The organism is Pseudarthrobacter oxydans, assembly GCF_034258515.1.
GTDB lineage: Bacteria > Actinomycetota > Actinomycetes > Actinomycetales > Micrococcaceae > Arthrobacter.
In genome coordinates this window covers 2,959,674-2,984,317 of record NZ_CP139438.1, presented here as the reverse complement: position 1 = coordinate 2,984,317, position 24,644 = coordinate 2,959,674, and the positions used below count along the sequence as shown (strand labels likewise).

15 protein-coding genes and 2 tRNA genes are annotated in these 24,644 nt (G+C 66.6%); 12 read left to right on the top strand and 5 right to left on the bottom strand.

The window, feature by feature from the left end; genetic code table 11:
- The first annotated feature begins 2 nt into the window (after window positions 1-2).
- Window positions 3-3,584, top strand: coding sequence for an ATP-dependent DNA helicase (locus SMD14_RS13485; RefSeq protein WP_321213964.1), 3,582 nt, complete (start codon window positions 3-5; stop codon window positions 3,582-3,584).
- Here the strand turns inward: SMD14_RS13485 and SMD14_RS13480 are convergent.
- Window positions 3,571-4,818 carry a macrolide 2'-phosphotransferase gene (locus tag SMD14_RS13480; protein WP_321216274.1) on the bottom strand — a complete coding sequence of 416 codons (1,248 nt, stop codon included), beginning with the start codon at window positions 4,816-4,818 and terminating at the stop codon, window positions 3,571-3,573. The genes SMD14_RS13485 and SMD14_RS13480 overlap by 14 nt on opposite strands.
- A gap of 143 nt (window positions 4,819-4,961) precedes the next feature.
- On the opposite strand from SMD14_RS13480, the gene nudC reads away from it, so the two are divergent.
- The 3 genes from nudC to SMD14_RS13465 are packed head-to-tail and all read left to right on the top strand — an operon-like array spanning window position 4,962 to window position 8,777.
- A complete protein-coding gene (nudC, locus tag SMD14_RS13475; RefSeq protein ID WP_321213963.1) occupies window positions 4,962-5,984 on the top strand; it encodes an NAD(+) diphosphatase in 1,023 nt (340 codons plus the stop codon).
- A 58-nt stretch (window positions 5,985-6,042) separates the two neighbouring features.
- Window positions 6,043-8,178, top strand: coding sequence for an ATP-dependent DNA helicase UvrD2 (locus tag SMD14_RS13470; RefSeq protein ID WP_321213962.1), 2,136 nt, complete (start codon window positions 6,043-6,045; stop codon window positions 8,176-8,178).
- A gap of 44 nt (window positions 8,179-8,222) precedes the next feature.
- The gene (locus SMD14_RS13465; RefSeq protein ID WP_321213961.1) at window positions 8,223-8,777 is read left to right on the top strand and encodes a M48 family metallopeptidase; all 555 of its coding nucleotides are present in this window, start codon (window positions 8,223-8,225) and stop codon (window positions 8,775-8,777) included.
- 33 nt (window positions 8,778-8,810) lie between these two features.
- Here SMD14_RS13465 and SMD14_RS13460 read toward each other — a convergent pair whose 3' ends face one another.
- Window positions 8,811-10,304, bottom strand: a complete 1,494-nt coding sequence (locus tag SMD14_RS13460) for a zinc-dependent metalloprotease (RefSeq protein ID WP_321213960.1) — start codon at window positions 10,302-10,304, stop codon at window positions 8,811-8,813.
- A 133-nt stretch (window positions 10,305-10,437) separates the two neighbouring features.
- Here SMD14_RS13460 and SMD14_RS13455 point away from each other — a divergent pair, with 133 nt between their 5' ends.
- From SMD14_RS13455 to SMD14_RS13435, 5 genes are all read left to right on the top strand, one after another.
- Complete coding sequence (locus tag SMD14_RS13455) at window positions 10,438-11,637, top strand: PDZ domain-containing protein (RefSeq protein WP_409339687.1); 1,200 nt, start codon at window positions 10,438-10,440, stop codon at window positions 11,635-11,637.
- A gap of 167 nt (window positions 11,638-11,804) precedes the next feature.
- Window positions 11,805-14,777 carry a UPF0182 family protein gene (locus SMD14_RS13450; RefSeq protein WP_197432587.1) on the top strand — a complete coding sequence of 991 codons (2,973 nt, stop codon included), beginning with the start codon at window positions 11,805-11,807 and terminating at the stop codon, window positions 14,775-14,777.
- A 167-nt stretch (window positions 14,778-14,944) separates the two neighbouring features.
- Window positions 14,945-15,018, top strand: a tRNA-Met gene (locus tag SMD14_RS13445).
- 102 nt (window positions 15,019-15,120) lie between these two features.
- Window positions 15,121-15,194: transfer RNA gene (locus tag SMD14_RS13440), tRNA-Met, on the top strand.
- Window positions 15,195-15,335: 141 nt separating this feature from the next.
- The gene (locus SMD14_RS13435) at window positions 15,336-16,268 is read left to right on the top strand and encodes a cytochrome b/b6 domain-containing protein (RefSeq protein ID WP_157241738.1); all 933 of its coding nucleotides are present in this window, start codon (window positions 15,336-15,338) and stop codon (window positions 16,266-16,268) included.
- Window positions 16,269-16,291: 23 nt separating this feature from the next.
- Here SMD14_RS13435 and SMD14_RS13430 read toward each other — a convergent pair whose 3' ends face one another.
- The 3 genes from SMD14_RS13430 to SMD14_RS13420 form a co-directional block, all read right to left on the bottom strand.
- Complete coding sequence (locus SMD14_RS13430) at window positions 16,292-17,725, bottom strand: deoxyribodipyrimidine photo-lyase (RefSeq protein WP_321213959.1); 1,434 nt, start codon at window positions 17,723-17,725, stop codon at window positions 16,292-16,294.
- 108 nt (window positions 17,726-17,833) lie between these two features.
- Window positions 17,834-18,625 (bottom strand): PspA/IM30 family protein, encoded by a 792-nt coding sequence (locus SMD14_RS13425; RefSeq protein ID WP_157241740.1) that lies wholly within the window; start codon window positions 18,623-18,625, stop codon window positions 17,834-17,836.
- A 106-nt stretch (window positions 18,626-18,731) separates the two neighbouring features.
- Entirely contained in the window at window positions 18,732-20,771 is a 2,040-nt protein-coding gene (locus SMD14_RS13420) for a TPM domain-containing protein (RefSeq protein WP_321213958.1), read from the bottom strand.
- A 283-nt stretch (window positions 20,772-21,054) separates the two neighbouring features.
- Between SMD14_RS13420 and SMD14_RS13415 the strand changes: the two genes are divergently transcribed.
- From SMD14_RS13415 to SMD14_RS13405, 3 genes are all read left to right on the top strand, one after another.
- Window positions 21,055-22,605 carry a trypsin-like peptidase domain-containing protein gene (locus SMD14_RS13415; RefSeq protein WP_321213957.1) on the top strand — a complete coding sequence of 517 codons (1,551 nt, stop codon included), beginning with the start codon at window positions 21,055-21,057 and terminating at the stop codon, window positions 22,603-22,605.
- A gap of 275 nt (window positions 22,606-22,880) precedes the next feature.
- The gene (locus SMD14_RS13410; RefSeq protein WP_104998470.1) at window positions 22,881-23,672 is read left to right on the top strand and encodes an electron transfer flavoprotein subunit beta/FixA family protein; all 792 of its coding nucleotides are present in this window, start codon (window positions 22,881-22,883) and stop codon (window positions 23,670-23,672) included.
- 14 nt (window positions 23,673-23,686) lie between these two features.
- A complete protein-coding gene (locus SMD14_RS13405) occupies window positions 23,687-24,640 on the top strand; it encodes an electron transfer flavoprotein subunit alpha/FixB family protein (RefSeq protein ID WP_157241743.1) in 954 nt (317 codons plus the stop codon).
- Window positions 24,641-24,644: the final 4 nt, after the last annotated feature.

Genomic DNA, 24,644 nt, shown 5'->3' with positions numbered 1-24,644 from the left:
ACATGCAAAACTCCCCGACTGCCCTCTCCGCCCTTGCCCCGGTTTCCGGGCCCGGCGGGGATGCAGGGCCACCCCCGGAGCCCCGCTTCAGCCCCGAGGAGCTTTCGGTGCTCCTCGGGGAGAAGAACGTTCCTACCCCCGAGCAGTCGGCCATCATTTCGTCGCCGCTCGCGCCGAGGCTGGTCATTGCGGGGGCGGGATCCGGCAAGACAGCCACCATGGCGGACCGGGTGGTGTGGCTCGTGGCCAATGGCTGGGTCCGTCCCGAGGAAGTGCTGGGCGTGACGTTCACCCGGAAGGCAGCAGGTGAACTCGCCTCGCGCATCAGGGGAAAACTGGCCGCCCTCCAGCGCGTGGTTGTCCAGGATAGAGGTGTCCAGGACGGCGCCGACGCGGACAGCGGGGGCAGGGTGTTCCAGCACGGGCTGCTCAGCAGTGATGCGCTCGAACCGAAAGTTTCCACCTACCACTCCTTCGCCAGCGGCATCGTCTCTGACTATGGGCTCCGCCTTGGAGTGGAGCGGGACGTGGTCCTGCTGGGCGGCGCGCAGGCCTGGCAGTTGGCCAGCGAGGTCGTGGAGGGTTACGACGGCGAGTACGGGCATTTCCGCGCCGCCAAGTCCACGCTCGTGAAAGCAGTCATCCAACTTGCCGGTGAATGCGCCGAGCACCTCCAGGAACCCGAAGACGTCGAAGCCTGGCTGATGGCGCGGCTGTCCGACTTTGAGTCATTGCCGTATCTCGCCACCAAGAAAAGGAACGCCCCGCAGGCAGCGGCTGACCTCGCCGGCATGTTGAGGACCAGGGCAAGCGTGGCGGACATGGTTGGCCGGTACGCGGCGGCCAAGCGGGCCCGGGGAGCACTTGATTTTGGCGACCTGGTGGCCCTTGCCGCCCGCGTGGCGCAGGACGTGCCTTTGGCCGCCCACATGGAACGGCAGCGCTACAAAGTGGTCCTGCTCGACGAGTTCCAGGACACGTCCCACGCCCAACTGGTCCTGTTCTCCCGGCTCTTCGGCGGCGGGCACGCGGTGACCGCCGTTGGCGACCCCAACCAGTCGATCTACGGTTTCCGCGGTGCGTCGGCAGGCCAGTTGTTCCATTTCGTGCGCGAGTTCCCCGTGTGGAAAGGGAGGCCAGGACATGGGACAGAGCCAACCGGGGCGGAGGGCACCCCGGCAGGGGGAATGGCGGAAGGCGGGGCCGACTGGGCTCCCGCGCCGACGTCGTACCTGACAACGGCGTGGCGGAACGGACGGTCCATCCTGGCCGCTGCCAACGTGATGTCTGAATCCCTGGCCCGGTCAGCGGCGCAGCGCGGACCGGCGGGCGGGGGAGGGCCGGCCGCGCCCAAGGTGCCGCCGCTGCAGCCGAGCCCGTATGCGGCAGCGGGATCTGTGGTGCTGGGGCGGTTCGGAAGCGATGTGGATGAAGCCTCAGCGCTCGCCGATGACGTCCTGAAGTACCGGGTGACGGATTTCGAGCTGAAGCCCGACGGTTCGCCGGTTCCGCCCGCCATCGCCGTCCTTTGCCGGCGGCGCGCACAAATGGAGCCCATCCGGCGGCAGTTGGAGGCCCGAGGCATTCCCTACGAGATAGTCGGACTGGGCGGGCTCCTTGATACCCCCGAAATCGTGGATCTTGTTGCCACCCTGCGTGTCCTCGCCGACCCCGGCCGTTCCGATGCGCTGATGCGCCTGCTGGCAGGGGCGCGTTGGCGGATCGGCCCCGCAGATCTGATGGCCTTGCGGGACTGGTCCAGCCAGCTTGCCCGGCGTCGGGCCCAGGCTGGACGGGGCGATGACCAGCTTCCGGATGACGGCCCGGCCGTCCTCGAAGGCGACCTTACCGACGGTGCCAGCCTGGTGGAGGCATTGGATTGGCTGCCCCGGGAAGGATGGACCTCATCGAACGGCAGGTCCCTAACCCCCGCTGCGCGGGAGCGGATGGTCCGGTTCTCCACGGAGCTGCGTCAGCTCCGGGGCTACCTTGGGGATGACCTCACCACCCTGCTCGGGGAGGTGGAAAGGGCCATGCTCCTTGATATCGAGGTTGCCGCCAGGCCCGGCATCAGCATCCACCAGGCGCGCCGGAACCTCGATGCCTTCCAGGATGCCGCTGCCGGGTTCCTGCGGACGTCCCAACGCGTGGACATCCTCGCCTTCCTGTCCTGGCTGGAGGCTGCGTCAGCAGAAGAAAACGGACTGGAAGCACCACCGGGCGACGTCAACCGGGAGGCCGTGCAGCTGCTTACGGTCCATGCTTCCAAGGGGCTGGAATGGGATGTCGTTTTTGTTCCGGGACTGAACGCCAAGGACTTCCCCAGCGACCGCGACTCACGCTGGAGCAGCGGGTCCGCAGCCTTGCCCTGGCCGCTGCGCGGTGACCGGGCAGACCTTCCCCAGTGGGACCTCGACCAGCCTGACCAAAAAGGCTGGCTGGATGCGGAAAAGGACTTCAAGGCAGCTGTCCAGGCCCACGCGGAATCGGAGGAGCGCCGCCTGGCCTACGTGGCGTACACCCGGGCCAAGCATGTCCTGTGGGCGTCCAGCGCCGCCTGGGTGGGGTCCAGGTCGGGACGGGCGGAAATGTCGCCCTTCCTGGCAGAGCTTGAAACTCTGGCCGCCGCGGCAAGCGAGGGCACGGCGCCGGCCGTCATCCATCCGCGCTCAGTGGAGGAGTCCTCACTGCCTGAGACCAGTCCGCTGACGCTCGATACTGAGGTGGCCGGCTGGCCGTACGATCCCCTGGAGGGGCCGGTGGACCCCCGCACGGGGGAGCGCCTGCGCTTGGCAGGCGGCCGGAGGCGCGCTATGGAAACCGCGGCTGCCCGGGTGGCCGCGGCGCTGGAGGACGCTCCCCGCGCGCGGACAGCCACCCGGGAGCCCGAACTTACAGGGGTTGCCGCTGGGTGGGCCCGGGAAGCAGCGTTGTTGCTCGAACGCCGGGCGAGGAGGTCTTCAGCCAACGACGTCCACCTTCCCGCCCACATTTCGGCATCCACGCTCGTTGACCTTGGCGAGGACCCGTCAGCCGTGGCCTGGCGGCTGCGCAGGCCCGTGCCCCGGGAACCGGGCATGTCGGCCCGGAAGGGCACGGCTTTCCACGCGTGGGTGGAAGAGTACTTTGGCACGGCCGGCATGCTGGACCTCGGTGAAGCGCCGGGCTCGGATGATCACATCGACGCGGCGTACGACCTCGACGCCATGGTGGCCACCTTCCGGTCGTCCCCCTGGGCCCACCGCTCTCCGGCCTTCATTGAGGTTCCGGTGGAGACACGAATAGGGGACGTGGTGGTCCGTGGACGTGTTGACGCAGTGTTCCAGGATCCTGACGGGCGCTGGGACCTGGTGGACTGGAAGACCGGCCGGCGGCCCTCCGGGGACCTGCTTCGGGCCAAGGCCGTCCAGCTGGCGGTGTACCGGCTGGCATGGTCGCGGCTGAAGGGCGTGCCGCTGGAGGACGTGCGCGCAGCGTTCTTCTACGTTGCCGATAACGAGGTGGTGCGGCCCCACGACCTGGGTACAGCAGGCCAGTTGGAGGGGATCGTGGCGGCAGCCCTAGCTTCCCCTAGTCCTTCTTGATGTCGACGATTGAGAGCGCCGCGGTGGAGGTGTCGTCCGGTCCGCCGGTGGACCCTTGGCCGGGGGTCTCCGGCTCCACCGGAAGTGGAGTCACGGCGACCGGAATCTGAGTCACGACGACGGCGGGCTGGGCAGGGACGGGCAGGACGGTGACCGGCGGCACGGCTGCCGGCACGTCGTCGTCGGCCGCCCTGATGCCTGGGACAGCCTCGGGAGCAACGCCCTCAGGCCGTACCGCGTCAGGTGCCCCGGAAGCGGGGGCGCCCGGGGCCCCGGCAGCTGCCGCGGGCGGGAGGGGCTCAACGCTGATGGGCTGCCCGCCGTGCTCAGCGATGTCGCTTGCCAGCGTGTCCAGCATTTCTTCTGCCTCGGCAATCATGGAGGCATCGCCGGCAGCGATCCCCTTCACCAGGTACTGCGCGAGGGCGAATTCAGCGGAGAGCGCGGCCCGCCGGAGGAGGTGGTTGTCGGGGGTGTCACGGCGGCCGGAGGTGTAGGCCGCCAGGACGGCATCCACAAAATCATGCTCGTTGGAGGCGACCAGCCATGCGAAGTCGTCCGCGGGGTCGCCGATGCGGAGATCGGTCCAGCCGGTCACCGCCGTGACCCGCTGGCCCTCCACCATCAGGTTGTCCTCATGCAGGTCCCCGTGCACGACGCAGGGATTGAAGCGCCACAGGGACACGTCTTCCAGCGCGTGTTCCCAGCGAAGCAGCAGGGCGGGGGGAATCTTCCCGGTGGTGGCTGCCTGGTCCAGCTCATTCAGCCGGCGCTGCCGGAATTCATTCGGGGTGTAGCTGGGCAGGTCCGCGTTGCTGACCAGGGCCCGGGGAAGATCGTGAATGGCCGCCAGCGCGACGCCGATTTCGCGGGCGAGGGCATCCGGTCCAGCCGTGAGTTCTTCGACGCTGCGGGTGCTCCCGCCCAGATGCGAATACACGAAGGTGCTCAGGCTGCCCAGCCGCACACTGCCCGCAACCGTGGGCATCAAAAAAGGCAGCTCAGCCCGAATGCCCGGCGCGAAGGCGCGCAAGACCAGGAACTCGGTTTCCAGCCGTGCGCTGGCCTCGGCATGCCGCGGGGACCTCACCCGCCAGCGCTTCCCCTCCGAATCGAGGAGCAGGGCAGAGTCGAAGTCCGCGGGATCGTCCGGGGCAGAGCTAACGGCCGTCGGGGTCAGTCCGGGGACTGCCGCGGTTGCAACGGCTGCCAGTTCAATCGGTTTTCTTCTCACCATTCCACGGTAGATTGCCTGCCGTCCGGGAGGCCGGTCCGGCGGCGGCGAGTCTTGAGATACCTGCAAATCAGGGGAGGGGAGGTCGGCCGGGAAACGGCCTCGAAATGTCAATTGTCAGCGCCAGTCAGTACGGTGGACCTATGAGCCACGCCGAGTCTGTTACACCGGTCTACCAGGGGCAGCAGGCAATGCTGCCCGCCAACCACCTCAGGGACACACTGCTCCCTGTCAGGCCGGCGCTGGTGGACCGCGGATCGGCCGAGCGCACGGCTCCCGGAATAGTTGCCAGCCAGCTGGCCAACCCCGCAACGTTGGCCGTTGTCCTGTCGGGCCGGCAGGGGCTGGTACAGGACGGCGGGTTGTTTACGGCCGCTGCGGCGCCCCTGCTTGAGGAACTCACCACGGCAGGCTCAGCCCCGGAACTGGTCATCTTCCTGGGCACCGCCCTCCCGGACTCGGACTTTCCCGCAGGAACCGGCCTGCTGCTGTTTGTCCTGCCGGAGCAGGCGGCTCCGGGAACAGCCGGAATCCCCTCCGACGCCCAGTGGGCCGGTTTCCGCGACGTGGCTGCCGGGCTGACCCCAACCCACACCGCGCTCTTTGTCGAATCAAGTGCCATCGCCAACTGGCATGCCGGCCACACGCATTGTCCGCGCTGCGGGAAGCCCACCGAGGTGGAAGCCGGGGGCTGGGTGCGTCGCTGCCCGGTGGACTTGTCGGAGCACTACCCGCGGACGGATCCCGCCATCATCGTCACGGTCGAGGGCCCTGACGGCCGGCTGCTGCTGGGCGGCGGAGGTCCTACGGATGCCAGGAACTATTCCACGCTGGCAGGCTTCGTGGAGCCCGGGGAGTCCCTGGAACAGGCAGTAGTCCGCGAGATCTACGAAGAGGTTGGGGTCCGGGTGACCGCATGCCAGTACCTCGGATCGCAGTCCTGGCCGTTCCCTGCCTCGCTTATGCTTGGATTTACCGCCGTCACCGAAGACTCCGAAGCAACGCCCGACGGCGTCGAGGTCACCAGGGCGCGCTGGTTCAGCCGGGAGGAACTCCAGGAAGCCGTGCTCAGCGGGGAGATCACCATCTCCAGCCGGCTTTCCATTGCCCGCTCGCTGATTGAGCACTGGTACGGCGGACGCATCCAGGACCGGGCCGGGGCCTGACTCCTTTACGTATCCACCAGACTCCAGCACGCGGTAGTCGAGACCAAGAGCAGCAGAAGTGACTACAGAACATATTGACGGGACAGCCTCCCTGGAGGACCGCATCCTTGGCGGCCTGGACGCGGAGCAGCGCGAAGTCGCCAGCACCCTGAACGGCCCGCTGTGTGTCCTGGCAGGCGCAGGGACCGGCAAGACTCGCGCCATCACCCACCGCATCGCCTACGGCGTCCACTCCGGCGTCTATTCGCCGCAACGGCTGCTTGCGGTGACGTTCACGGCCCGGGCCGCTGCCGAGATGCGGAGCCGGCTGCGGGATCTCGGGGTGGGCAACGTGCAGGCACGGACATTCCACGCCGCCGCCCTGCGCCAGCTGCAGTTCTTCTGGCCGCAGGCGGTTGGCGGAACGCTGCCCAACCTCCTGGACCACAAGGCACAGATGCTGGCCGAGGCCGCGCGGCGGCTCCGGCTCAGCACGGACAGGGCCTCCATCCGCGATCTCGCCTCCGAAATCGAGTGGGCCAAGGTGTCGATGCTCACGCCGGCCAACTACCTGGAAAATGCCCAGGACAGGGGCGCCCCGGGAGGGTTCGACCTCACCGCCGTGGCCAGGGTCTTCCAGTCGTATGAGGACGTGAAGACGGACCGCAACGTCATTGACTTCGAGGACGTCCTGCTGATCACGGTGGGAATTCTCCAGGAGGACGAGAAGGTCGCTGCCACCGTCCGCGAGCAGTACCGGCACTTTGTGGTGGACGAGTACCAGGACGTCTCCCCGCTGCAGCAGCGGCTCCTGGACCTCTGGCTCGGCGGCCGGGACGAACTCTGCGTCGTCGGTGACGCCAGCCAGACCATCTATTCGTTTACGGGGGCTTCCCCTAAGCACCTCCTGGATTTCAAAGCCCGCTTCCCGCAGGCCAACGTGGTCAAACTGATCCGGGACTACCGTTCGACGCCCCAGGTGGTCAAGCTCGCCAACGACCTCCTGGCAGGCCGGCGGAGCGGCGGTCCACTGGCCGACGCCGCCTGGGCAACACCGCTCCAGCTCGTGGCCCAGCGGCCGGCGGGCCCGGCACCCCAGTTCACCGAGTGCGCGGACGATGAAGCAGAGGCTGCCACTGTTGCCCAGAAGATCAAGGCCCTGCTCGACGCCGGCACGCCCGCAAGCGAGGTGGCCGTCCTGTTCCGGACCAACGGCCAGTCCGAGGCGTACGAACAGGCCCTCGCTGCGGCCGGCATCGGGTACCAGCTGCGCGGCGGCGAGCGGTTCTTCGCCCGCAAGGAGGTCCGGGACGCCATCCTGCAGCTTCGGGCCGCAACCCGGGCCGTCGCGGAGACGGATTCCCCCGAGCCGCTGGGGCAACTGGTCCGGGACATTGTCTCGTCCCTCGGCTACACGGACTCCGCCCCCCACAGCGGCGGCGCACTGCGGGAGCGGTGGGAATCGCTGGCGGCCCTGGTGGCGCTTGCCGACGAACTGGTCCAAACCCGGGGTGCCCGGTTTGGCCTGGCCGACTTCGTCAACGAACTCCAGGAACGTTCCCTCGCCCAGCACGCCCCCACGGTCCAGGGCGTGACTCTTGCCTCGCTGCACGCGGCCAAGGGCCTCGAATGGGATGCGGTGTTCCTGGTGGGCCTCAGCGAGGGGCTGATGCCCATCTCCTTCGCTGACTCGCCGGAATCGGTGGACGAGGAACGCAGGCTCCTTTACGTGGGAATCACCCGTGCCCGGGAGCACCTGTCGCTGTCCTGGTCCACTGCCCGGACCCCGGGCGGACGGGCAAACAGGAAACCGTCCAGGTTCCTTGACGGGCTGCGCCCGGATTCGGTGGCGACTTCAACCACCCGGGGGAAGGTCACGGTGTCCCGCCGGAAGGCCGCCGCTCCTGCCATGTGCCGGGTCTGTGGAAGCATGCTCGCCACCGGCGCGGAACGCAAGGTGGGCCGGTGCAATTCCTGTCCGCCGAGTTATGAGGAGCAGACTTTCGATGCCCTGCGGAACTGGCGCCGCGAAGTTGCCCTCGCCGCCGAGGTGCCGGCGTTCGTCGTGTTCACCGATGCCACGCTCACGGCCATCGCCGAGGCGCGCCCAGCCTCGCTCGAAGAGCTGGCCGGACTGGCAGGAGTGGGCCCGTCCAAGCTGGAACGGTACGGGGAGGACGTTCTGCGCGTCCTCACGGAAAGCACTTCCCTGTGAGGCCCGGCCAGGGCGCAAAGACGGCCGGAGCGGTTACTGCCCCCTTGACCACTGACGACGGTGCGCCCGTCGTCGTGCGGCGTTCGGCCCGGCGCACCCGCACGGTGGCGGCCTTCTGGGAGAACGGAAGCGCAGTTGTGGCCATCCCGGCGCGGTTTACCGCCGCCCAGGAGGCCGAATGGGTCCACCGGATGGTGGCCAAGCTGCAGCGCCAGGGGGAGCCGCGGGCAGCAGCGGGCAAGCGGCGCCCGGCCACGGACGCCGCCCTCGCCGCCCATGCCGCCCACCTGTCCGCACAGTACCTCGGGGGGCGGGCAGTGCCGACGTCGGTGCGCTGGGTCAGCAACCAGAATTCCCGGTGGGGTTCGGCTACTCCCGCTGAGGGCACCATCAGGCTCTCGAACAAGCTGCGGCCAATGCCGCAGTGGGTCATCGACTATGTCCTGCTCCACGAGCTCGCCCACCTGCTGGTGGCCGCGCACAATGCCGCGTTCTGGAAGCTGCTGGAGGCCTATCCCGAGACCCAGCGGGCCAAAGCGTTCCTGGAAGGTGTCTCCTTCGCCACCGGGCGCGGCATGGCCGATCCGGACGCGGACTGAAGCCGCACCCGCAACAATGCGGGCCCGGACGTCCTAGCCTTTCGGCTGGCCGTCCCGCCCCTCCTCCGGCCGCCCGCCGTCGCCGTCGTCCTTTGCGGTGCCGCCCTGGTCCTGGCCTTCGGCGCCGCCCTGGCCCTCAGCGCCGCCCTGGCCCTCAGCGCCGCTCCTGCCTTCGGGGGCGGCGTCGAAGCCGCCACTGAGGAGTTTCTCCAGGGCGTCGTCCACTTCGCTGTCGCTGGCTTCGGCCAGTTTGCGGCGCCCGCTGAAGCCCTTGGGGTCATCCAGGTCCTCGGCGGTGGGCAGCAGGTCCGGGTGGTGCCAGATGGCGTCGCGGCCTTCGATGCCGCGCTCTTCCTTCAAAGTGGCCCACAGCGTGGCGGCATCCCGCAGCCGGCGGGGCCTCAGCTCCAGGCCCACCAGGGACGCAAAGGCGTGCTCGGCCGGACCGCCGGTTGCCCGGCGGCGGCGCACTGTTTCGCGGAGCGCGCCCGCGGACGGCAGCAGCTTCTCTGTGGCGGCCGCCGTGAGCTCGTCCACCCAGCCTTCCACCAGCGCAAGCGCCGTCTCAAGCTTCTCAAGGGCCTGTTCCTGTGCGGGTGTCCGCTGCGGCATGAACACGCCCTGGGACAGGGCCTCCTGGATGCCCTCGGGGTTGCCGGGATCAAGGTCCCGCGCAAGTTCCTCAATCCGCGAGGTGTCGATATGGATGCCGCGGGCGTAGGCCTCGATGGCGCCCAGCAGATGGCCGCGCAGCCACGGCACCTGGACAAAGAGCCGCGCGTGCGCAGCTTCCCGTACCGCAAGGAAAAGCCGGATGTCATTCTCGGGCAGGGACAGGCCCTCACCGAACGCCGCAACGTTGGCCGGCAGCAGCGCCATCTCGAGGTCGGCCAGCGGAACACCGATATCGGTGGAGCTGACCACATCAGCGGACAGGGCGCCGATGGCCTGCCCCAACTGCATGCCGAAGATCGCCCCGCCCATGTTCTGGAGCATCGAGGATGCCCCGCCCATCATTGACTTCATCTCTTCGGGCATCTGTTCCGTCATTGCGGAGGACAGGGCGTTCGCGATGCTGTTCGCAACCGGCTCGGTCAGCCGTTTCCACGTTCCAAGGGTGGCTTCCACCCACTCCGCCCGGGACCACGCGTGGCCGATCAGGCCGGTGGCGGGAAGGTCTGTCACGGGGTCAAGCCACAGTTCCGCAAGGCGCAGGGCCTCGTCGATTTCGCGGGACTGCTGGGCAGTGACTGAAGGGTCGCTGCTGCTCGCCGCGACCCGGCGGGCGTTGTCATGGGCAAGCTGCCAGTTGACGGGACCTTCGGAAGGCGCACTCATCATTGCCTGCACCTGGGAGAACATCTGCGCGAGCAGGTTGGGGTCGTTGGGCAGCCCGGCAGCCTTGGCCAGCTCGGCGGGGTCGAAATTTTCCATCCCCTTGCCGCCCATGAGGTTCTGCAGCATTTCGGTCAACGGATCCTTGGGGGTGTCATCCCCATTGGACGAATTGAGTGGATTGGAGGCCATGATCCCGCCGATCGTCGGTTTGACTGTCAACCTTCACGGTACCCCGGCCATGCCCGGCTGTCTGCCGGACCGCCGGGCCGTTCGCTCTAGGCAAAGCGTTGGCAGGCACTGGTCACCGCGTAGTCTTGGTTGGGTGACTACAACCCGTGGCGGCCACCCCTCAGAGGACCACGCTCCTGAGCTCTTCACCCGCGGGTTACCTGCGCAGACAGAAGAAGCACCAACAGAAGAAACCAACGACGGCGGTCCGGCCGTCGGCAGGCTGCTGCCGGACCCTGCGCCGCGCGACCCTAAAGTGTCCGCCATGCTGTTGGCCGGGATGTCGGCCCTTGGGCTGGGAATCGCCGTCGGTACCATTCCGGTGCCGTACGTCATCGAGTCACCCGGACCCACGTACAACACCCTGGGTGAGAGCCAGGGAAAGCCGGTTATCAGCATCACGGGCCGGGATGCGTACCCGGCGAAAGGCAACCTGGACCTCACCACGGTCTACGTGGACGGCGGACCCAACGGGCCCGTCAGCATCCTTGATGCCTTTTCCGCCTGGCTTGCCCCCTCCAAGGCCGTCCACCCGGTGGAACTGATCTACCCCACCGGCACAACCAGGGAAGAGGCTGAGGAACAGAGTTCCGTGGCCATGACCACCTCCCAGGAGAACGCCGTGGCGTCGGCCCTCAAGGAGCTGGACATTCCCTTCGGGCAGCAGCTCCAGGCAGCGGGCCTCTCGGAAGGTTCCGCATCCGCCGGGAAGATCGAGCCCGGGGACATCCTCAAAACCATCAATGGCCGGGACATCACCTCACTGGCCGTTGTCCAGGAGGAACTGGCGGCAGGAAAAGGCGCGCCGGCCACCGTGGTGGTGGAGCGCGGCGGGCAGCCGGTCACGGAGACCATCACCCCCAAGGACAACGGCGAGGGCCGCTTCATCCTCGGCGTGATGCTCAAATACCTGTTCACGTTCCCCTTCACGGTCGAGATCTCGCTTGAGAAGGTGGGCGGCCCCAGCGCCGGGCTGATGTTCTCGCTCGGCATTATTGACACCGTCACCCCGGGCGACCTGACGGGCGGCAAGCACATCGCGGGGACCGGCACCATCTCCCCGGACGGCCTCGTGGGACCCATCGGCGGGATCGAGCAGAAAATGCAGGGTGCAAGGGCCGGGGGAGCCACCATGTTCCTCGCGCCGGCCGCCAACTGCCGGGAAGTGGTGGGGCAGATCCCCGACGGGCTGCAGGTGGTCCGGGTGGAGAACCTCGCGGAGGCGCGTGACGCCGTCCAACGCGCCGGCAGCGGCCAGGACACGTCCGGCCTTCCGGCGTGCACAAGCAACTAGACTGGGCGCAACTAGACTCGACAGGAACTAAGCCTTACCGCCACTCGTGGCAATTGTGACGGACGAAACCAGCTGTTTGACCGGTGCCGGACGTCGCTCGCACGCACGCATCGAATAATCTGACGACCAGCTATGAGGTACCCAGTTTGTCCCGTCCCGCCAGCACCATGTCCACAGGCAGGCCCCCTTCACGACGCGGGGCGTTGACGCCCACCCTGATCGTTGTTGCCCTGGTGGTAGTGGGCTTCATCTTCTTCGCCAACGTCTGGACCGACGTCCTCTGGTACCGCCAGCTCGGCTTCATTGAAGTGTTCGTGACCGAGAACCTGGCCCGGATCGGCATCTTCGCGGCCGGTTTCGCGGTTATGTTCCTGGCGGTCTTCTTCGCGATCCGGATCGCCTACCACGCCAGGCCGGTTTATGCGCCCGACTCCGAGATCCGGGACAACCTCAACCGGTACCAGGCGCAGCTGGAACCCGTCCGCCGGGTAGTCATGGTGGGCCTGCCCGTCCTGTTCGGCCTCTTCGCCGGCAGCGCAGCCGCCAGCCAATGGCAGAAAGTCCTCCTGTTCTTCAACCAGGAGCCCTTCGGGCAAGCGGATCCCGAGTTCAACATGGATATCAGCTTCTACCTGATGACGCTTCCGTTCTTCGGCTTCGTGACCGGATTCCTGATCAGCGTGGTGGTCATTGCCGGCATCGCAGGCATCCTCACCCACTACCTCTACGGCAGCATCCGGCTGATGGAACGCGGCGTCTTCACCAGCCGGGCGGCGCAGATCCACATCGCTGTCACCGGCGCCTCCTTCCTGGTGCTCCTGGGCATCAACTTCTGGCTTGACCGCTTTACGACAGTGCAAAGCAACAGCGGCCGCTGGGCCGGCGCCCTCTACACGGACGTCAACGCCGTCATCCCCACCAAGGCCATCCTCGCGGTGGCTGCGGTCCTCGTTGCCATCCTGTTCGTCGTCGCCGCGGTGATCGGCAAATGGCGACTGCCCGTCATTGGAACCGCGATGCTGGTCATCACGTCCATCCTCGCCGGGGGCGTCTACCCGTGGGTGATCCAGCAGTTCCAGGTCCGTCCTTCGGAAGAGACGCTGGAAAAGGAATACATCCAGCGCAACATCGACAACACTCGGGCTGCGTATGGCCTGGACAAGATCCAGGTGGACCGCTACAACGCCACCAACACGGCCAGCACCGGAGCCCTCGCGCCTGATGCCCAGACCACCGCGAACATCAGGCTGCTGGACCCTAACCTGATCTCGGACGCGTTCTCGCAGCTGGAACAGTACCGGCCGTACTACCAGTTCCCCGAAGCCCTCAACGTTGACCGCTACGAGGTGGACGGCAAGATCCAGGACACCGTGATCGCGGTCCGTGAACTGAACCCCGCCAACGTCGCAACCAACCAGCAGGGCTGGCTCAACCAGCACGTGGTTTATACACACGGATACGGCGTGGTGGCAGCCAAGGGCAACAAATTCACAGTGGACGGCAAGCCGGAGTTCCTGCAGTCGGGCATCCCGTCAACCGGTGTCCTCGGCGACGACTCCACCTATGAACCGCGGATCTACTTTGGCGAGTCCTCGCCGGACTACTCAATTGTTGGCGCGCCGGAAGGTGCTCGTGCTCGCGAGCAGGACAGGCCCTCCGGCCGGGAAGGCGAGGGCGAGACCCAGTACACCTTCCAAGGCAACGGCGGACCCAACGTGGGGACGTTCTTCAACCGCGTGCTGTACTCCATCAAGTTCCAGTCCTCGGACCTGCTGCTCTCGGACGGCGTCAACCAGGAGTCCCAGATCCTGTACGACCGCAACCCCCGGGAGCGCGTGGAAAAGGTAGCTCCCTACCTGACCGTGGACGGCAATGCCTACCCTGCAGTGGTGGACGGCCGGGTCAAGTGGATCGTGGACGGCTACACCACCAGCCAGTACTACCCGTACTCCCAGCAGGAGCAGCTCTCGGATGCCACCGCTGACACCCAGACCACGTCCGGCCGGGCGGTTGCCCTGCCCAACAGCACGGTCAACTACATCCGGAACTCCGTCAAGGCAACGGTGGATGCGTACGACGGTTCGGTCACGCTCTACGCATGGGACGACCAGGACCCGCTGCTGAAGTCCTGGCAGAAGGTGTTCCCCTCGACGCTGAAGCCGTACTCGGAAATGTCCGGCGATGTCATGAGCCACGTCCGGTACCCGGAGGACCTGTTCAAGGTCCAGCGCCAGCTCCTGGGCGAGTACCACGTGACCAACCCGTCCACCTTCTACCAGACCAAGGATGTCTGGAGCGTTCCGGCGGATCCCACGGTTGATTCCACCAGCGGCGTCAAGCAGCCGCCGTTCTATATGTCGCTGCAGATGCCGGACCAGGACAAGCCCGCCTTCCAGCTGACGTCGTCGTTCATCCCGCAGATTGTCAATGGAAACGCCCGCAACGTGCTCTACGGCTTCCTTGCTGCTGACTCGGATGCCGGCAACCAGGCAGGGGTTAAGGCGGAGAGCTACGGCAAGCTGCGGCTGCTCCAGATCCCACCGGAGATCCAGGTCCCCGGTCCGGGCCAGGCGCAGAACAAGTTCAACTCGGACCCCACGGTGTCGCAGGCGCTGAACCTGCTGCGCCAGGGCGCGTCGGAAGTTCTTAACGGCAACCTCCTCACCCTTCCGGTGGGCGGCGGCATCCTGTATGTGCAGCCTGTCTACCTCAAGTCCACCGGCGAGACGTCCTACCCGACGCTGCAGCGCGTCCTGGTGGCGTTCGGCGACAAGGTGGGCTTTGCGCCCACCCTGGATGAGGCGCTGAAGCAGCTGTTCGGTGGAGACTCCGGAGCTGCTGCCGGCGACTCGGACAACAACGGCCAGGCGCCCGCCGGTCCCGGCGCCCCTGCCAGCCCCGCTGGTGCGGATGCCAAGGCGGACCTGAAGGCGGCGCTGGACGAAGCCAACGCGGCCATGCAGGCAGGGCAGGCGGCACTGGCTGCCGGCGACTTCGCGGCGTACGGTGAGGCGCAGAACCGGATCGCCGCTGCCCTCAAGAGGGCCGTCGAGGCGGAGGCCAAGATCCCCGTGGCGGCTCCCGAGGCATCTCCCGCTCCGGCGTCCACGGCTACGCCTTCGCCCTCGCCGAGTAAGTGATTGTGACTGGTACCTGACTGATACCGCCCGGTAGCTGATTACGTACGACGGCGGGACGCGGCACCTGCTCCTTCGGGGAGCAGGTGCCGCGTCCGTTTTGGCGAGACGGACATCACGCCGCTCCGATTTGGCCTGGAGTTCACGTGCCGGTAAAGTAGACCTTGCGACGCGGGGTGGAGCAGTTCGGTAGCTCGCTGGGCTCATAACCCAGAGGTCACAGGTTCAAATCCTGTCCCCGCAACTGATGGGGAAGTCCGGACACTGGAAACAGTGTCCGGACTTTTTTGTTTCCCCGGCAGGTGGAAATGCGGGCCGGGAAAATAGGGTAGTGTTGTTTCAGCGACGCGGGGTGGAGCAGTTCGGTAGCTCGCTGGGCTCATAACCCAGAGGTCACAGGTTCAAATCCTGTCCCCGCAACTATGAGAAGACCCCGACCGGCATATCAGCCGGCCGGGGTCTTCTTTTTCCTTGGATACGAGTAGTTCCTAGTATTCTCTTTCGCAGAGCCTCACACGTCGTGAGCACTTGGCCAGTCATTCTCGAGAGGAATGTTGTTCGATGTCCACACCCACGAAGAAGCCCGGTACCGCGGCGGGTAAGCGGTCGCGACTCTACTGGGGGGTACCTGCCGCCCTGGGAGGGCTGGTCCTCGTGGTGTTGATTGCCAGGTGGCTGATGGGCCTTCCTGCCGTGGCTTCCTTCGTTGCCGACTATCCGGGACATTCCGGGCTTCCGGCCGCTGCTCCCGTGGGCTTTCCTGCCTGGCTTGCCTGGCAGCACTTTCTCAACGCCTTCTTCCTGCTCCTGATCATCCGGACCGGGTGGCAGGTGCGCACCACCACCCGTCCCAGCGGCCACTGGACGCGGAACAACAAGGGCCTGATCAAGACCAAGAACCCGCCCGCCAAAATCACGCTTGAGCTGTGGTTTCACCTGACACTCGATGCGCTGTGGATCCTCAACGGCCTGGTGTTCGCTGTACTGCTCTTTGCCACCGGGCAGTGGATGCGGATTGTTCCCACGAGCTGGGACGTCTTCCCCAACGCGCTGTCGGCCGCCCTGCAGTATGCCTCGCTGGACTGGCCCACCGAGAACGGCTGGATCAACTACAACGCGCTTCAGCTGCTGACGTACTTCGTGACCGTCTTCATCGCGGCTCCGCTGGCCTTCATCACCGGCCTCCGCATGTCCGGTGCCTGGCCCAAAAAGGCGGCAGGCCTCAACAAGGCCTTCCCCATTGAATGGGCACGGGCTGTGCACTTCCCCGTGATGATCTACTTCGTGGCGTTCATTGTGGTGCACGTGTTCCTGGTGCTCGCCACGGGAGCCCTCCGCAACCTCAACCACATGTACGGTGTGCAGGACAACGACGGGTGGTTCGGTTTCTGGGTCTTCCTCGCTTCGGTGGTGGTCATGGTGGCGGCCTGGTTCCTGGCCCGCCCGCTTTTCCTGCGGCCCGTCGCCTCCCTGATGGGCAAGGTCAGCCGCTGACCCAGGCCCGCCTGCCTGGGATTTCAGCCGTCCTTAAGCCGCTGGTAGGCCTCGAGTGCCCGTTCCCGGGACTCCGGGAGGTCCACCAGGGGAGCGGGATACCCCCGCAGGTCACCGCCGGCCTTCCACGGCTCGTGGATGCCTTTTCCGTCCAGTCCTGCCAGCTCAGGGATGTAGCGGCGCAGGTAGTTCCCGGCGGCGTCGAACTTCTTGCTCTGGGTCACCGGGTTGAAGATCCGGTAGTACGGGGACGCGTCCGCTCCTGAGCCTGCCACCCACTGCCAGTTGGCGGGGTTGCTCGCGGCGTCGGCGTCCACCAGGGTGTCCCAGAACCAGGCCTCCCCGGTCCGCCAATCCGCCAGGAGGTTCTTGACCAGGAAGGACGCTGCCGCCATCCTCACCCTGTTGTGCATCCAGCCTGTCTGCCAGAGCTGCCGCATCCCGGCATCAACGAACGGATATCCGGTGCGGCCCTGCTGCCAGGCCTTCAGTTCCTCGCTGCCCAGGGACTGCCACTCAAAGCGGTCAAACTCCGCCCGGTAGTTACGGGTGGCCAGTTCCGGGTTGGTGTACAGGAGGTGCCAGCAGAACTCGCGCCAGCCGAGCTCGGAACGGAAGATCCCGACGTCGGCCGGCACCTCCCGCGGAAAGCTGCTGCGGATTTCCCGCCAGATCCTGAAAGGACTGACTTCGCCGAAGCGCAGGTGCGGAGACAGGCGGCTTGTTCCTTCCACCCCCGGCACATTGCGGCCGGTGCCGTAGTCCCGTGCAGGACCGTCCAGGAAATCCTCCAGCCGCCGGTGGGCACCTTCTTCCCCAGGCTCCCAGGTTTCGGCCAGCCCGCCGCTCCAGTCGGGGGAGGAGGGCAGGAGCTGCCAGCCCTCAAGCTCGTCCCCGGCCGGCATGCCACCTGTTCCCTTGGGCGGCGCCGGCAACTTCAGCGGAGCGTCGAGGGGGCCGCGCACATCACCGTTCGCGAGGCAGGCCCGCCAGAACGGTGTGAACACTTTGTAGGGGCCGCCGGCACCGGTGCGGACCGTCCATGGTTCAAACAGGAGGTTCGCCTGGTAGCTGGAGGCTTCAATACCGTTTTCTCCGCACCACGCCTTGACGGCGGCGTCAAGTGTGCGTTCCGGCAGGCTGTAGCGGCGGTTCCAGAACAGGTGGCCTGCGTTGGTCTCGGCGGCGAGTTGCCGGATTACCTCCAGCGCGGGGCCGCGGCGGAGGACCAGTCGGGAGCCGGTGGCCTCGAGCGCCGCCGCCAGGGAGGTGAGGGAGTGATGCAACCACCACCGGGTGGCCCCGCCGAGTGGCCGGACGCCCTCGGACTCCTCGTCGAGGATGAAGACGACCGTCAGGGGCAGGCCCAGCGCAGCCGCTTCCACCAGGGCCGGATTGTCGTCCAGCCGAAGGTCGTCGCGAAGCCAGACGATCGAGGTCACACCGGAGGAGTCCATAGCACCACGCTACACAGGGACAGGGACAGGGACAGGAAGGGCCGGGGCCCGTCCGTGGCCCCGGCCCTACTTCTTCACGACGGAAGTGGCGGCATGTCCCGCCTCCGTTCAGAGTTTGTCGAAGTCAGCTTCCTCGACGGTGGATGCCGAGGCCGCGGAACCTGAAGTGCCGAGGGCCGGCTTGGTTGAATTGCCCGACTTCAGGGCGGCCAGGCGCGCTTCGATCTCCACCTGCTCTCCGAGGTCTTCAAGCTGGTTGAACTGGGCGTCCAGGCTGGAAGCTGCGAGCTCCTCGTGGCCGCGGACCTTGGCTTCCTCGCGGCGGATCTTCTCTTCGAACCGGCCAACCTCGCTGGTGGGGTCCATGATGTCGATGCTCTTGATGGCGTCGTGGACCTGGGACTGCGCTGCAGCGGTCTTGGACCGGGCCACCAGTTCGTTGCGCTTGCTGGTCAGCTGGTTGAGCTTGCCCTTCATCTGGTCCAGGCCGGTCTTCAGCTTCTCCACCACTTCGCGCTGGGAAGCAATGCTCGGCTCCGCGCCCTTGGCCTCATTTTCGGCGGCCATCTGCCGCTGCAGGGCTACCTTGGCGAGGTTGTCGAACTTCTCGGCGTCCACCACGTCGCCGCTGGCGCGGAATTCATCAGCCTTGCGCGAGGCCGCGAGTGCCTTGTTGCCCCAGTCGCGGGCGTTCTTGACATCCTCGTTGTAGTCGTCCTCGAGCATCCGGAGGTTGCCGATGGTCTGGGCAACGGCAGACTCTGCTTCTGCGATGTTGTTGGTGTAGTCCCGGACCATCTGGTCCAGCATCCTCTGCGGATCCTCAGCGTTGTCCAGCAACGAGTTGACGTTAGCCTTTGCCAGCTGCGCGATGCGGCCGAAAATGGACTGCTTAACCATGGTGTTACCCTTTCGTCCTGCTCTGTGGTGACCACTGAATCCAGTGAACAATTATGTGGTGCGTGCCCGTGGGCCGGACTGCACAGCCTTTGGGCCAGCCGGGCGTCTAGAAGTCCCCGCCGCCGCCGGAGTCGCCGCCCCAGCCGCCCATGTCTCCGCCGCCGAAATCGCCGCCGCCCCAGCCGCCGCCGTCGCTGTGGCCGCCGCCCCAGCCTGCGCCGCCGCCTCCATGGAGGATGGAGTTGATCAGGATGCCACCCAGGATGGCGCCCCCCAGGCCCCCGCCGCCGCCACCGCCGAACATCCCGCCGCGGCCGTAGCCCTGGTTGGCGTAGCCGCCGAAGTGGTCCACATCCGCCTGCGCCAGCTGGGCGGCCTGCGCCGCCAGCGCGTGGGCCTGCTGGGCGTAGGTGAGGGCCGTGACCGGATCGGTGCGCGAGATGGACAGGGCGTAATCGAGGTTCCGCTGCGACTCGGCAAGCCGGGTGCGTGCCTCAGTGCCCACACCGCCGCGGCGAGCGGTGATGTAGTCCGACGTTGCGCTGATCTGCGCCTGGGCGGACATGATGGTCTGCTGGAGGGAGGCCTGGGCCCGGCGCGCCTGCTCCTGCTGGTCCCTGATGCCGCTGAGGGCCTGGTCCAGCGACTGGTGGGCAGTTTCCACCCGCTGCAACGTGGCGATCGGGTCAATCTTGCCGCCCTGGATTTCCGCCTTGACCTGCGCGAGGGCGCTTTCGACGCCGGCCACCGGTCCGGCCAGTTCCGGGTGTGCCCCGGACTGGACCATGGCCCTTGCCTGGGCGAGGTCCTGCGAGGTGTCCACAACGGCACTCTCGAGGCTGCTCCTGGCCTCGTCGAGGTTGGATGAAACCTTGGCGATGGCATCGAGGAGGACGTTCGTCTGGTGCAGGCTCTCCTCGGCTGCCCGGACAGCTACCGCGGCCAGGCTGTCCTCGCCCTCACCCAGCTTCTGCTGCGCGGTGGCGGTTGCATTCTGAACGAACGCCAGGCGCTCCTTGGCCTGCAGAATGTTGTCCGAGACCTGGGTGAGGGCGCTCTCGGCATACTTTGAGCGCAGCGCAGTGAGTGACTGCTCGGCCGTGTTGATCTTCGCGTCTGCTTCCCGCGCCCCGGCGTTGACCGTGGCCAGGGCCTGCGGAGCGTTCTTCTCGAGTTCGCGCAGGGAATCGAAGTCCGCTTTCTGCTCCTGCAGCGAGGTCAGGGCGGCTTCGGACCGGCGGATGATTTCGACAAGCCAGGTCCGCTGCTGTTCCTCGGTGTCAGGAATATGGTCGTCCAGCTGCTGCTGCAGCTTGAAGGATTCGCTCAGGTGGGCTTTGGCTTCGGCCAGCGCCTTGGTGAAGTTCCCGACGGCGGAATCTCCGTACTGCGCCTGGGCGAAGCCAAGCTCCTGCTCGCTGGACTTGATGGCGTCGTCCGCCTCGATCAGCAGGGAGCCGCTCTTGCGGCGCAGTTCCTCGATGCTCTGCGAGGCCAGAGGATCCGCCGGAGCTTCCTGTCCGCCGTGTCCCGCGCCCGCCGCCTGTCCTGCGGCCTTCTTTCGCTTGTTCCGGAAATAAAGGTAGGCGCCGGCACCACCGGCAGCAACAATTCCGGTTCCCACCAGGACAGCCGCTCCGGCACCATCACCGGGGACATTGCCACTGCCGCCCCCGGCTGCATCACCAATGGCCGCTGCGGCGTTGATCGCCGCCTGCGCGTAGTTGTCGTTCGCGAGCTGCGGGCCGATTGCCTTGCTCTTGATGTTCTCGATCTGGGCGGTGGTGATCTTGCTGCCACCCTTGTTGAGGACGTACTGCCTGGTATCGGTGGCGACCGCGAAAATCAGCGCATTGGATCCGAGGTTGGCCTTTTCGGCCACCGCATCTGACCAGGCTTCACGATCGGCGGGGTTCTCAAACTTCTTGACGATGACGACGTGCAGCACGGTGGCGTGGTCCGCACCAAGCTTCTTGATGGCGTCCTGGACCTCACCCTTTTTCGAACCCAGGACTCCCGAAGGATCCACAATTTTCGTTGCGGGATCCAAAGTGACCGGTGGTTCGGCCCAGGCCGCGCCGGCGGGCATCGCCAGGAAAGCGGTTAGGCCGATCACGGCGAGGATACGTTTGAACTTTGACCGCATGTGCAACCCTTCAGCACGCCTGACGCCAGTTCGGGACGAACCGGTCGTCTGAGAATGCACAGCGCCCCCACGCTTGGTGTGAAGCCGCAGGTCGCTGTGGCAATTCATCTTGATTCTATGGTGCACCCCAGAGCCAGTCCATCGGCCCGACTATGCCACCAGCGAAACGCCGGAACCACCGCCGCCGGGGCTGGAAAGTCTTCAGCAAGCTCTCAGCAAACATAAGAGATTGTTCCAGCCGGGGAGTCCATAGTTAATGCAGACGAGGATGAAAGGAAGTCCCATGACTGAGAACCAGACGCCCGGGCAGGGCCCGAGGAACGACGGCCCGGACCGGGATCCCTGGGAGCAGCAGCACGCCGGCCAGCCGGAGGGCAATGCTGCCGGAACCGGTAAACCCGGCCCGCGGGAGTACCCCACCGAGCGGCTGGACCGGCACGGGGACAATCCCACGCAGGAGATCCCCGGCGCTCCGCGTCCGGTCTATCCCCAGCGGCAGCCGTTCTACGGACAGAACACTTCGCAGGAGCCGGCACCCGGCCAACAGCAGGCGCCGCAGCCCGGCCATGGCTTCTACGGCGAAGGCGGCCAGTACGGAGCCGTGGGCCTTGCCCCCAACCCCAAGGACGCGCCGCGGCGGAAGGCCTCGTTCGGCGTCGGTACGCTGGTGGCCAGCATCCTCGCTGCCGGGCTGGTGGGAGGCGGAGTGGCCACGGTCGGTTCCGCGGGACTGGTTAACACCGGTGCCGGCTCGACGGTGACCGGCAACAGCCAGCCGGGCACGGTCATCGTCAACAACAAGGACAACGTGAATGCCATCACGGCTGCTGCCGTTAAGGCGTCACCCAGCGTGGTGACCATCAGCGCGTCCACCGGCAGCGCCGGCGGCACCGGCTCCGGCATCGTCCTCAACGACCAGGGGCATATCCTCACCAACACCCACGTGGTCACCCTGGACGGCCAAACGGCCAACGCCGCGCTCGAAGTGCGTACCAGTGACGGGCGTGTCCTCGGCGCCAAACTCGTGGGCACCGACCCGCTGTCCGACCTCGCGGTCATCAAGGTGGACAACGCCTCCGGCCTCACCCCGGCGACCTTGGGCGACTCCGGAAAGCTGAACGTGGGTGACACCGCCATTGCCATCGGTTCGCCCCTGGGCCTGACAGGCACCGTGACGGACGGAATCGTCTCCACCCTCAACAGGACCATCAGCGTGGCCTCCGCCGCTGCACCGGAAGGCGACAAGGCCGAGGACGATGGCGGCGGCTTCCAGTTCGCACCTCCCGGCGGCGGCGAAAGCCAGCAGCCGGCCAACCAGGGCGAAATTTCCATCAACGTCATCCAGACAGACGCCGCCATCAACCCCGGCAACTCGGGCGGTGCCCTGGTGAACAGCAGCGGCGAAATCATCGGCGTCAACGTGGCCATCGCATCAGCGGGCTCAAACGCATCGTCCACCAGCGGCAACATCGGCGTCGGCTTCAGTATCCCCATCAACCACGCCAAGCGCGTCGCCCAGGAAATCATTGACACCGGCAAGGCTTCCCATGGCCAGCTGGGCGTCAGCGTTCGGAAGAAGGCGGCATCCAGCACCTCGTCCGAGTTCTCGGTCGGCGCGGACGTGGCCACGGTGGAAGCCAATTCGGCTGCGGCCAAGGCCGGGATCAAGGTGGGCGACGTCATCACGAAGTTCAACGACCTCGCCATCGGTGAACCCAACCAGCTGACCGCGGCTGTCCGCGAACAGCGTGCCGGTGCCACCGTGAAGATCACCGTCCTGCGCAACGGCGCGGAACAGACCTTCGACGTCACCCTCGGCACCGCTGCCGGCTAGCAGCGGCGGCCCGCCAAGGCGTAGTCAGCAATGCCCGACGGCGGCGTCCCCACCTTGGGGGCGCCGCCGTCGGACATTAAACGATGGGCCGGCAGCGGGGGCAGCGGCGCGCATGTCCAGCCCACTGACACAGGCGTTAACGGAAGAGGGCGCCGGGGCGCGCCTATATGGTTAGCTAGGAGCTACCCGTATGCCGGGGCATTCCGCGGCCATGACCTCACCCGGCTGGCTGTCCACAAGCATGGAAGGCTGCTGTAAATACAGTGGAAGATACATTGAAGATCATCGTCCTGGTCAAGCATGTACCGGACGCGCAGTTTGACCGCCACCTCAATGGGGAGGACTACACGACTGACCGCGACGAGAGCATCCTGTCCGAGCTTGACGAATACGCACTCGAGGCAGCCCTGCAGCTGGCCGAAGCCCGCGGGGGAGCCAAGGCAGGCAACCAGGTCATCGCGCTGAGCATGGGCCCTTCGGGCGCCGTTAACGCCATCAAGAAGGCGCTGCAGATCGGGGCCACCGAGGGCGTGCACCTCACGGATGACGCACTGGCCGGTTCGGACGCCGCCGCCACGTCCCTGGCGCTGGCAGCAGCAGTCCGGCACCTGGGCAGCGTGGACCTGGTCATCACCGGCATGGCGTCAACCGACGGTGAAACCTCCCTCGTTCCCGCCCAGCTGGCCGAACGGCTCGGCCTCCCGCAGGTCACCTTCGCCTCCACGTTGGAGGTCGACGGCGGACGCCTCACCGCGCGCCGCGACGCTGACACGTCGTCCGAGACGGTGGAAGCACCGCTCCCGGCCGTCGTCTCCGTGACGGACCAGATCAATGAGCCGCGCTACCCCAACTTCAAGGGCATCATCGCAGCCAAGCGCAAGAGCATCACCACGCTCTCCCTCGCTGACATCGGTGTGGACCCGGCGCAGGTGGGGCACGCCGGTTCCTGGACCCGCGTGCTCAGTGCGGAGGAACGACCGCCCCGGACCGCCGGGACCATCATCACCGACGAAGGCGATGCCGGCATCAAGCTCGTTGACTTCCTGGCCGCCCAGAAGCTGCTCTAAGAGGGACCACAGACATGGCAAAAGTACTTGTATTCATTGACAACCCCGGGGCTGCGCTCAAGAAGAGCAACCTTGAACTGCTCACTTTGGGCCGCTCACTCGGCGAGACGGCAGTTGCGCTGAACGGGACGCTGCACGACGACGTTGCGGCCACCTTTGCCGAGTACGGCGTCAGCACGGTGCTGTTCCCCTCGGCAGGGGACCTCGATGACTTCCTTGTTGCCCCGAAGGCTGCCTACCTGGCAGCTGCGGCTGAACAGGCCGGGGCCGGCATCGTCCTGCTGGACAATTCGCCTGAGGGCAAGGAGATCGCCGCGCGGGCGGGCATCCGCCTGAACGCCGGCGTCATCACCGACGTGGTAGCCGTGGACGCTGACGGCACCGCGCACAAGTCAGTCCTCGCGGGCTCCTACAACACCGCCTGCAAGGCCTCCACCGCGGTCAGCGTGCTGACCGTGAAGGCCAACAACGTCACCCCGGAGCCGGCTGCGGCGCCAAGCTCACCGGAGACGGCCACGGTGGACGTTCCCGCCGGCAGCACCGCCGCGGCCGCGCGGATCACCGCCCGGGAGCAGAAAGTAGCCAGCGGGCGCCCGGACCTGACCGACGCCCGCATCGTCGTCGCCGGCGGCCGCGGCCTTGACGGTGACTTTGGTCCGGTTGAGGAACTTGCCGACGCGCTGGGCGCAGCCGTGGGTGCCTCCCGTGCCGCCACCGACGCCGGCTGGATCAGCCATGACGCGCAGGTGGGGCAGACCGGCAAGACGGTGTCCCCGCAGCTCTACATCTCGGCGGGAATCTCCGGTGCCATCCAGCAGAAGGCCGGCATGCAGACGGCGAAAGTGATCGTAGCCGTCAATAAGGACGCTGAATCACCGGTTTTCGAGATCGCGGACTTCGGCATCGTGGGCGACCTCTTCGACGTCCTCCCGCAGGCCACAGCCGAGATCAAGAAGCGAAAAGGCTGACTCC

Excerpts from the sequence above, each read along its gene's own strand:
- SMD14_RS13425 (WP_157241740.1), bottom strand. The coding sequence starts at position 18,625 with ATGGTTAAGCAGTCCATTTTCGGCCGCATCGCGCAGCTGGCAAAGGCT.
- SMD14_RS13430 (WP_321213959.1), bottom strand. The coding sequence starts at position 17,725 with ATGGACTCCTCCGGTGTGACCTCGATCGTCTGGCTTCGCGACGACCTT.
- SMD14_RS13460 (WP_321213960.1), bottom strand. The coding sequence starts at position 10,304 with ATGGCCTCCAATCCACTCAATTCGTCCAATGGGGATGACACCCCCAAG.
- SMD14_RS13415 (WP_321213957.1), top strand. The coding sequence starts at position 21,055 with ATGACTGAGAACCAGACGCCCGGGCAGGGCCCGAGGAACGACGGCCCG.
- SMD14_RS13435 (WP_157241738.1), top strand. The coding sequence starts at position 15,336 with ATGTCCACACCCACGAAGAAGCCCGGTACCGCGGCGGGTAAGCGGTCG.
- SMD14_RS13450 (WP_197432587.1), top strand. The coding sequence starts at position 11,805 with ATGTCCACAGGCAGGCCCCCTTCACGACGCGGGGCGTTGACGCCCACC.
- SMD14_RS13405 (WP_157241743.1), top strand. The coding sequence starts at position 23,687 with ATGGCAAAAGTACTTGTATTCATTGACAACCCCGGGGCTGCGCTCAAG.
- nudC (WP_321213963.1), top strand. The coding sequence starts at position 4,962 with ATGAGCCACGCCGAGTCTGTTACACCGGTCTACCAGGGGCAGCAGGCA.
- SMD14_RS13485 (WP_321213964.1), top strand. The coding sequence starts at position 3 with ATGCAAAACTCCCCGACTGCCCTCTCCGCCCTTGCCCCGGTTTCCGGG.
- SMD14_RS13420 (WP_321213958.1), bottom strand. The coding sequence starts at position 20,771 with ATGCGGTCAAAGTTCAAACGTATCCTCGCCGTGATCGGCCTAACCGCT.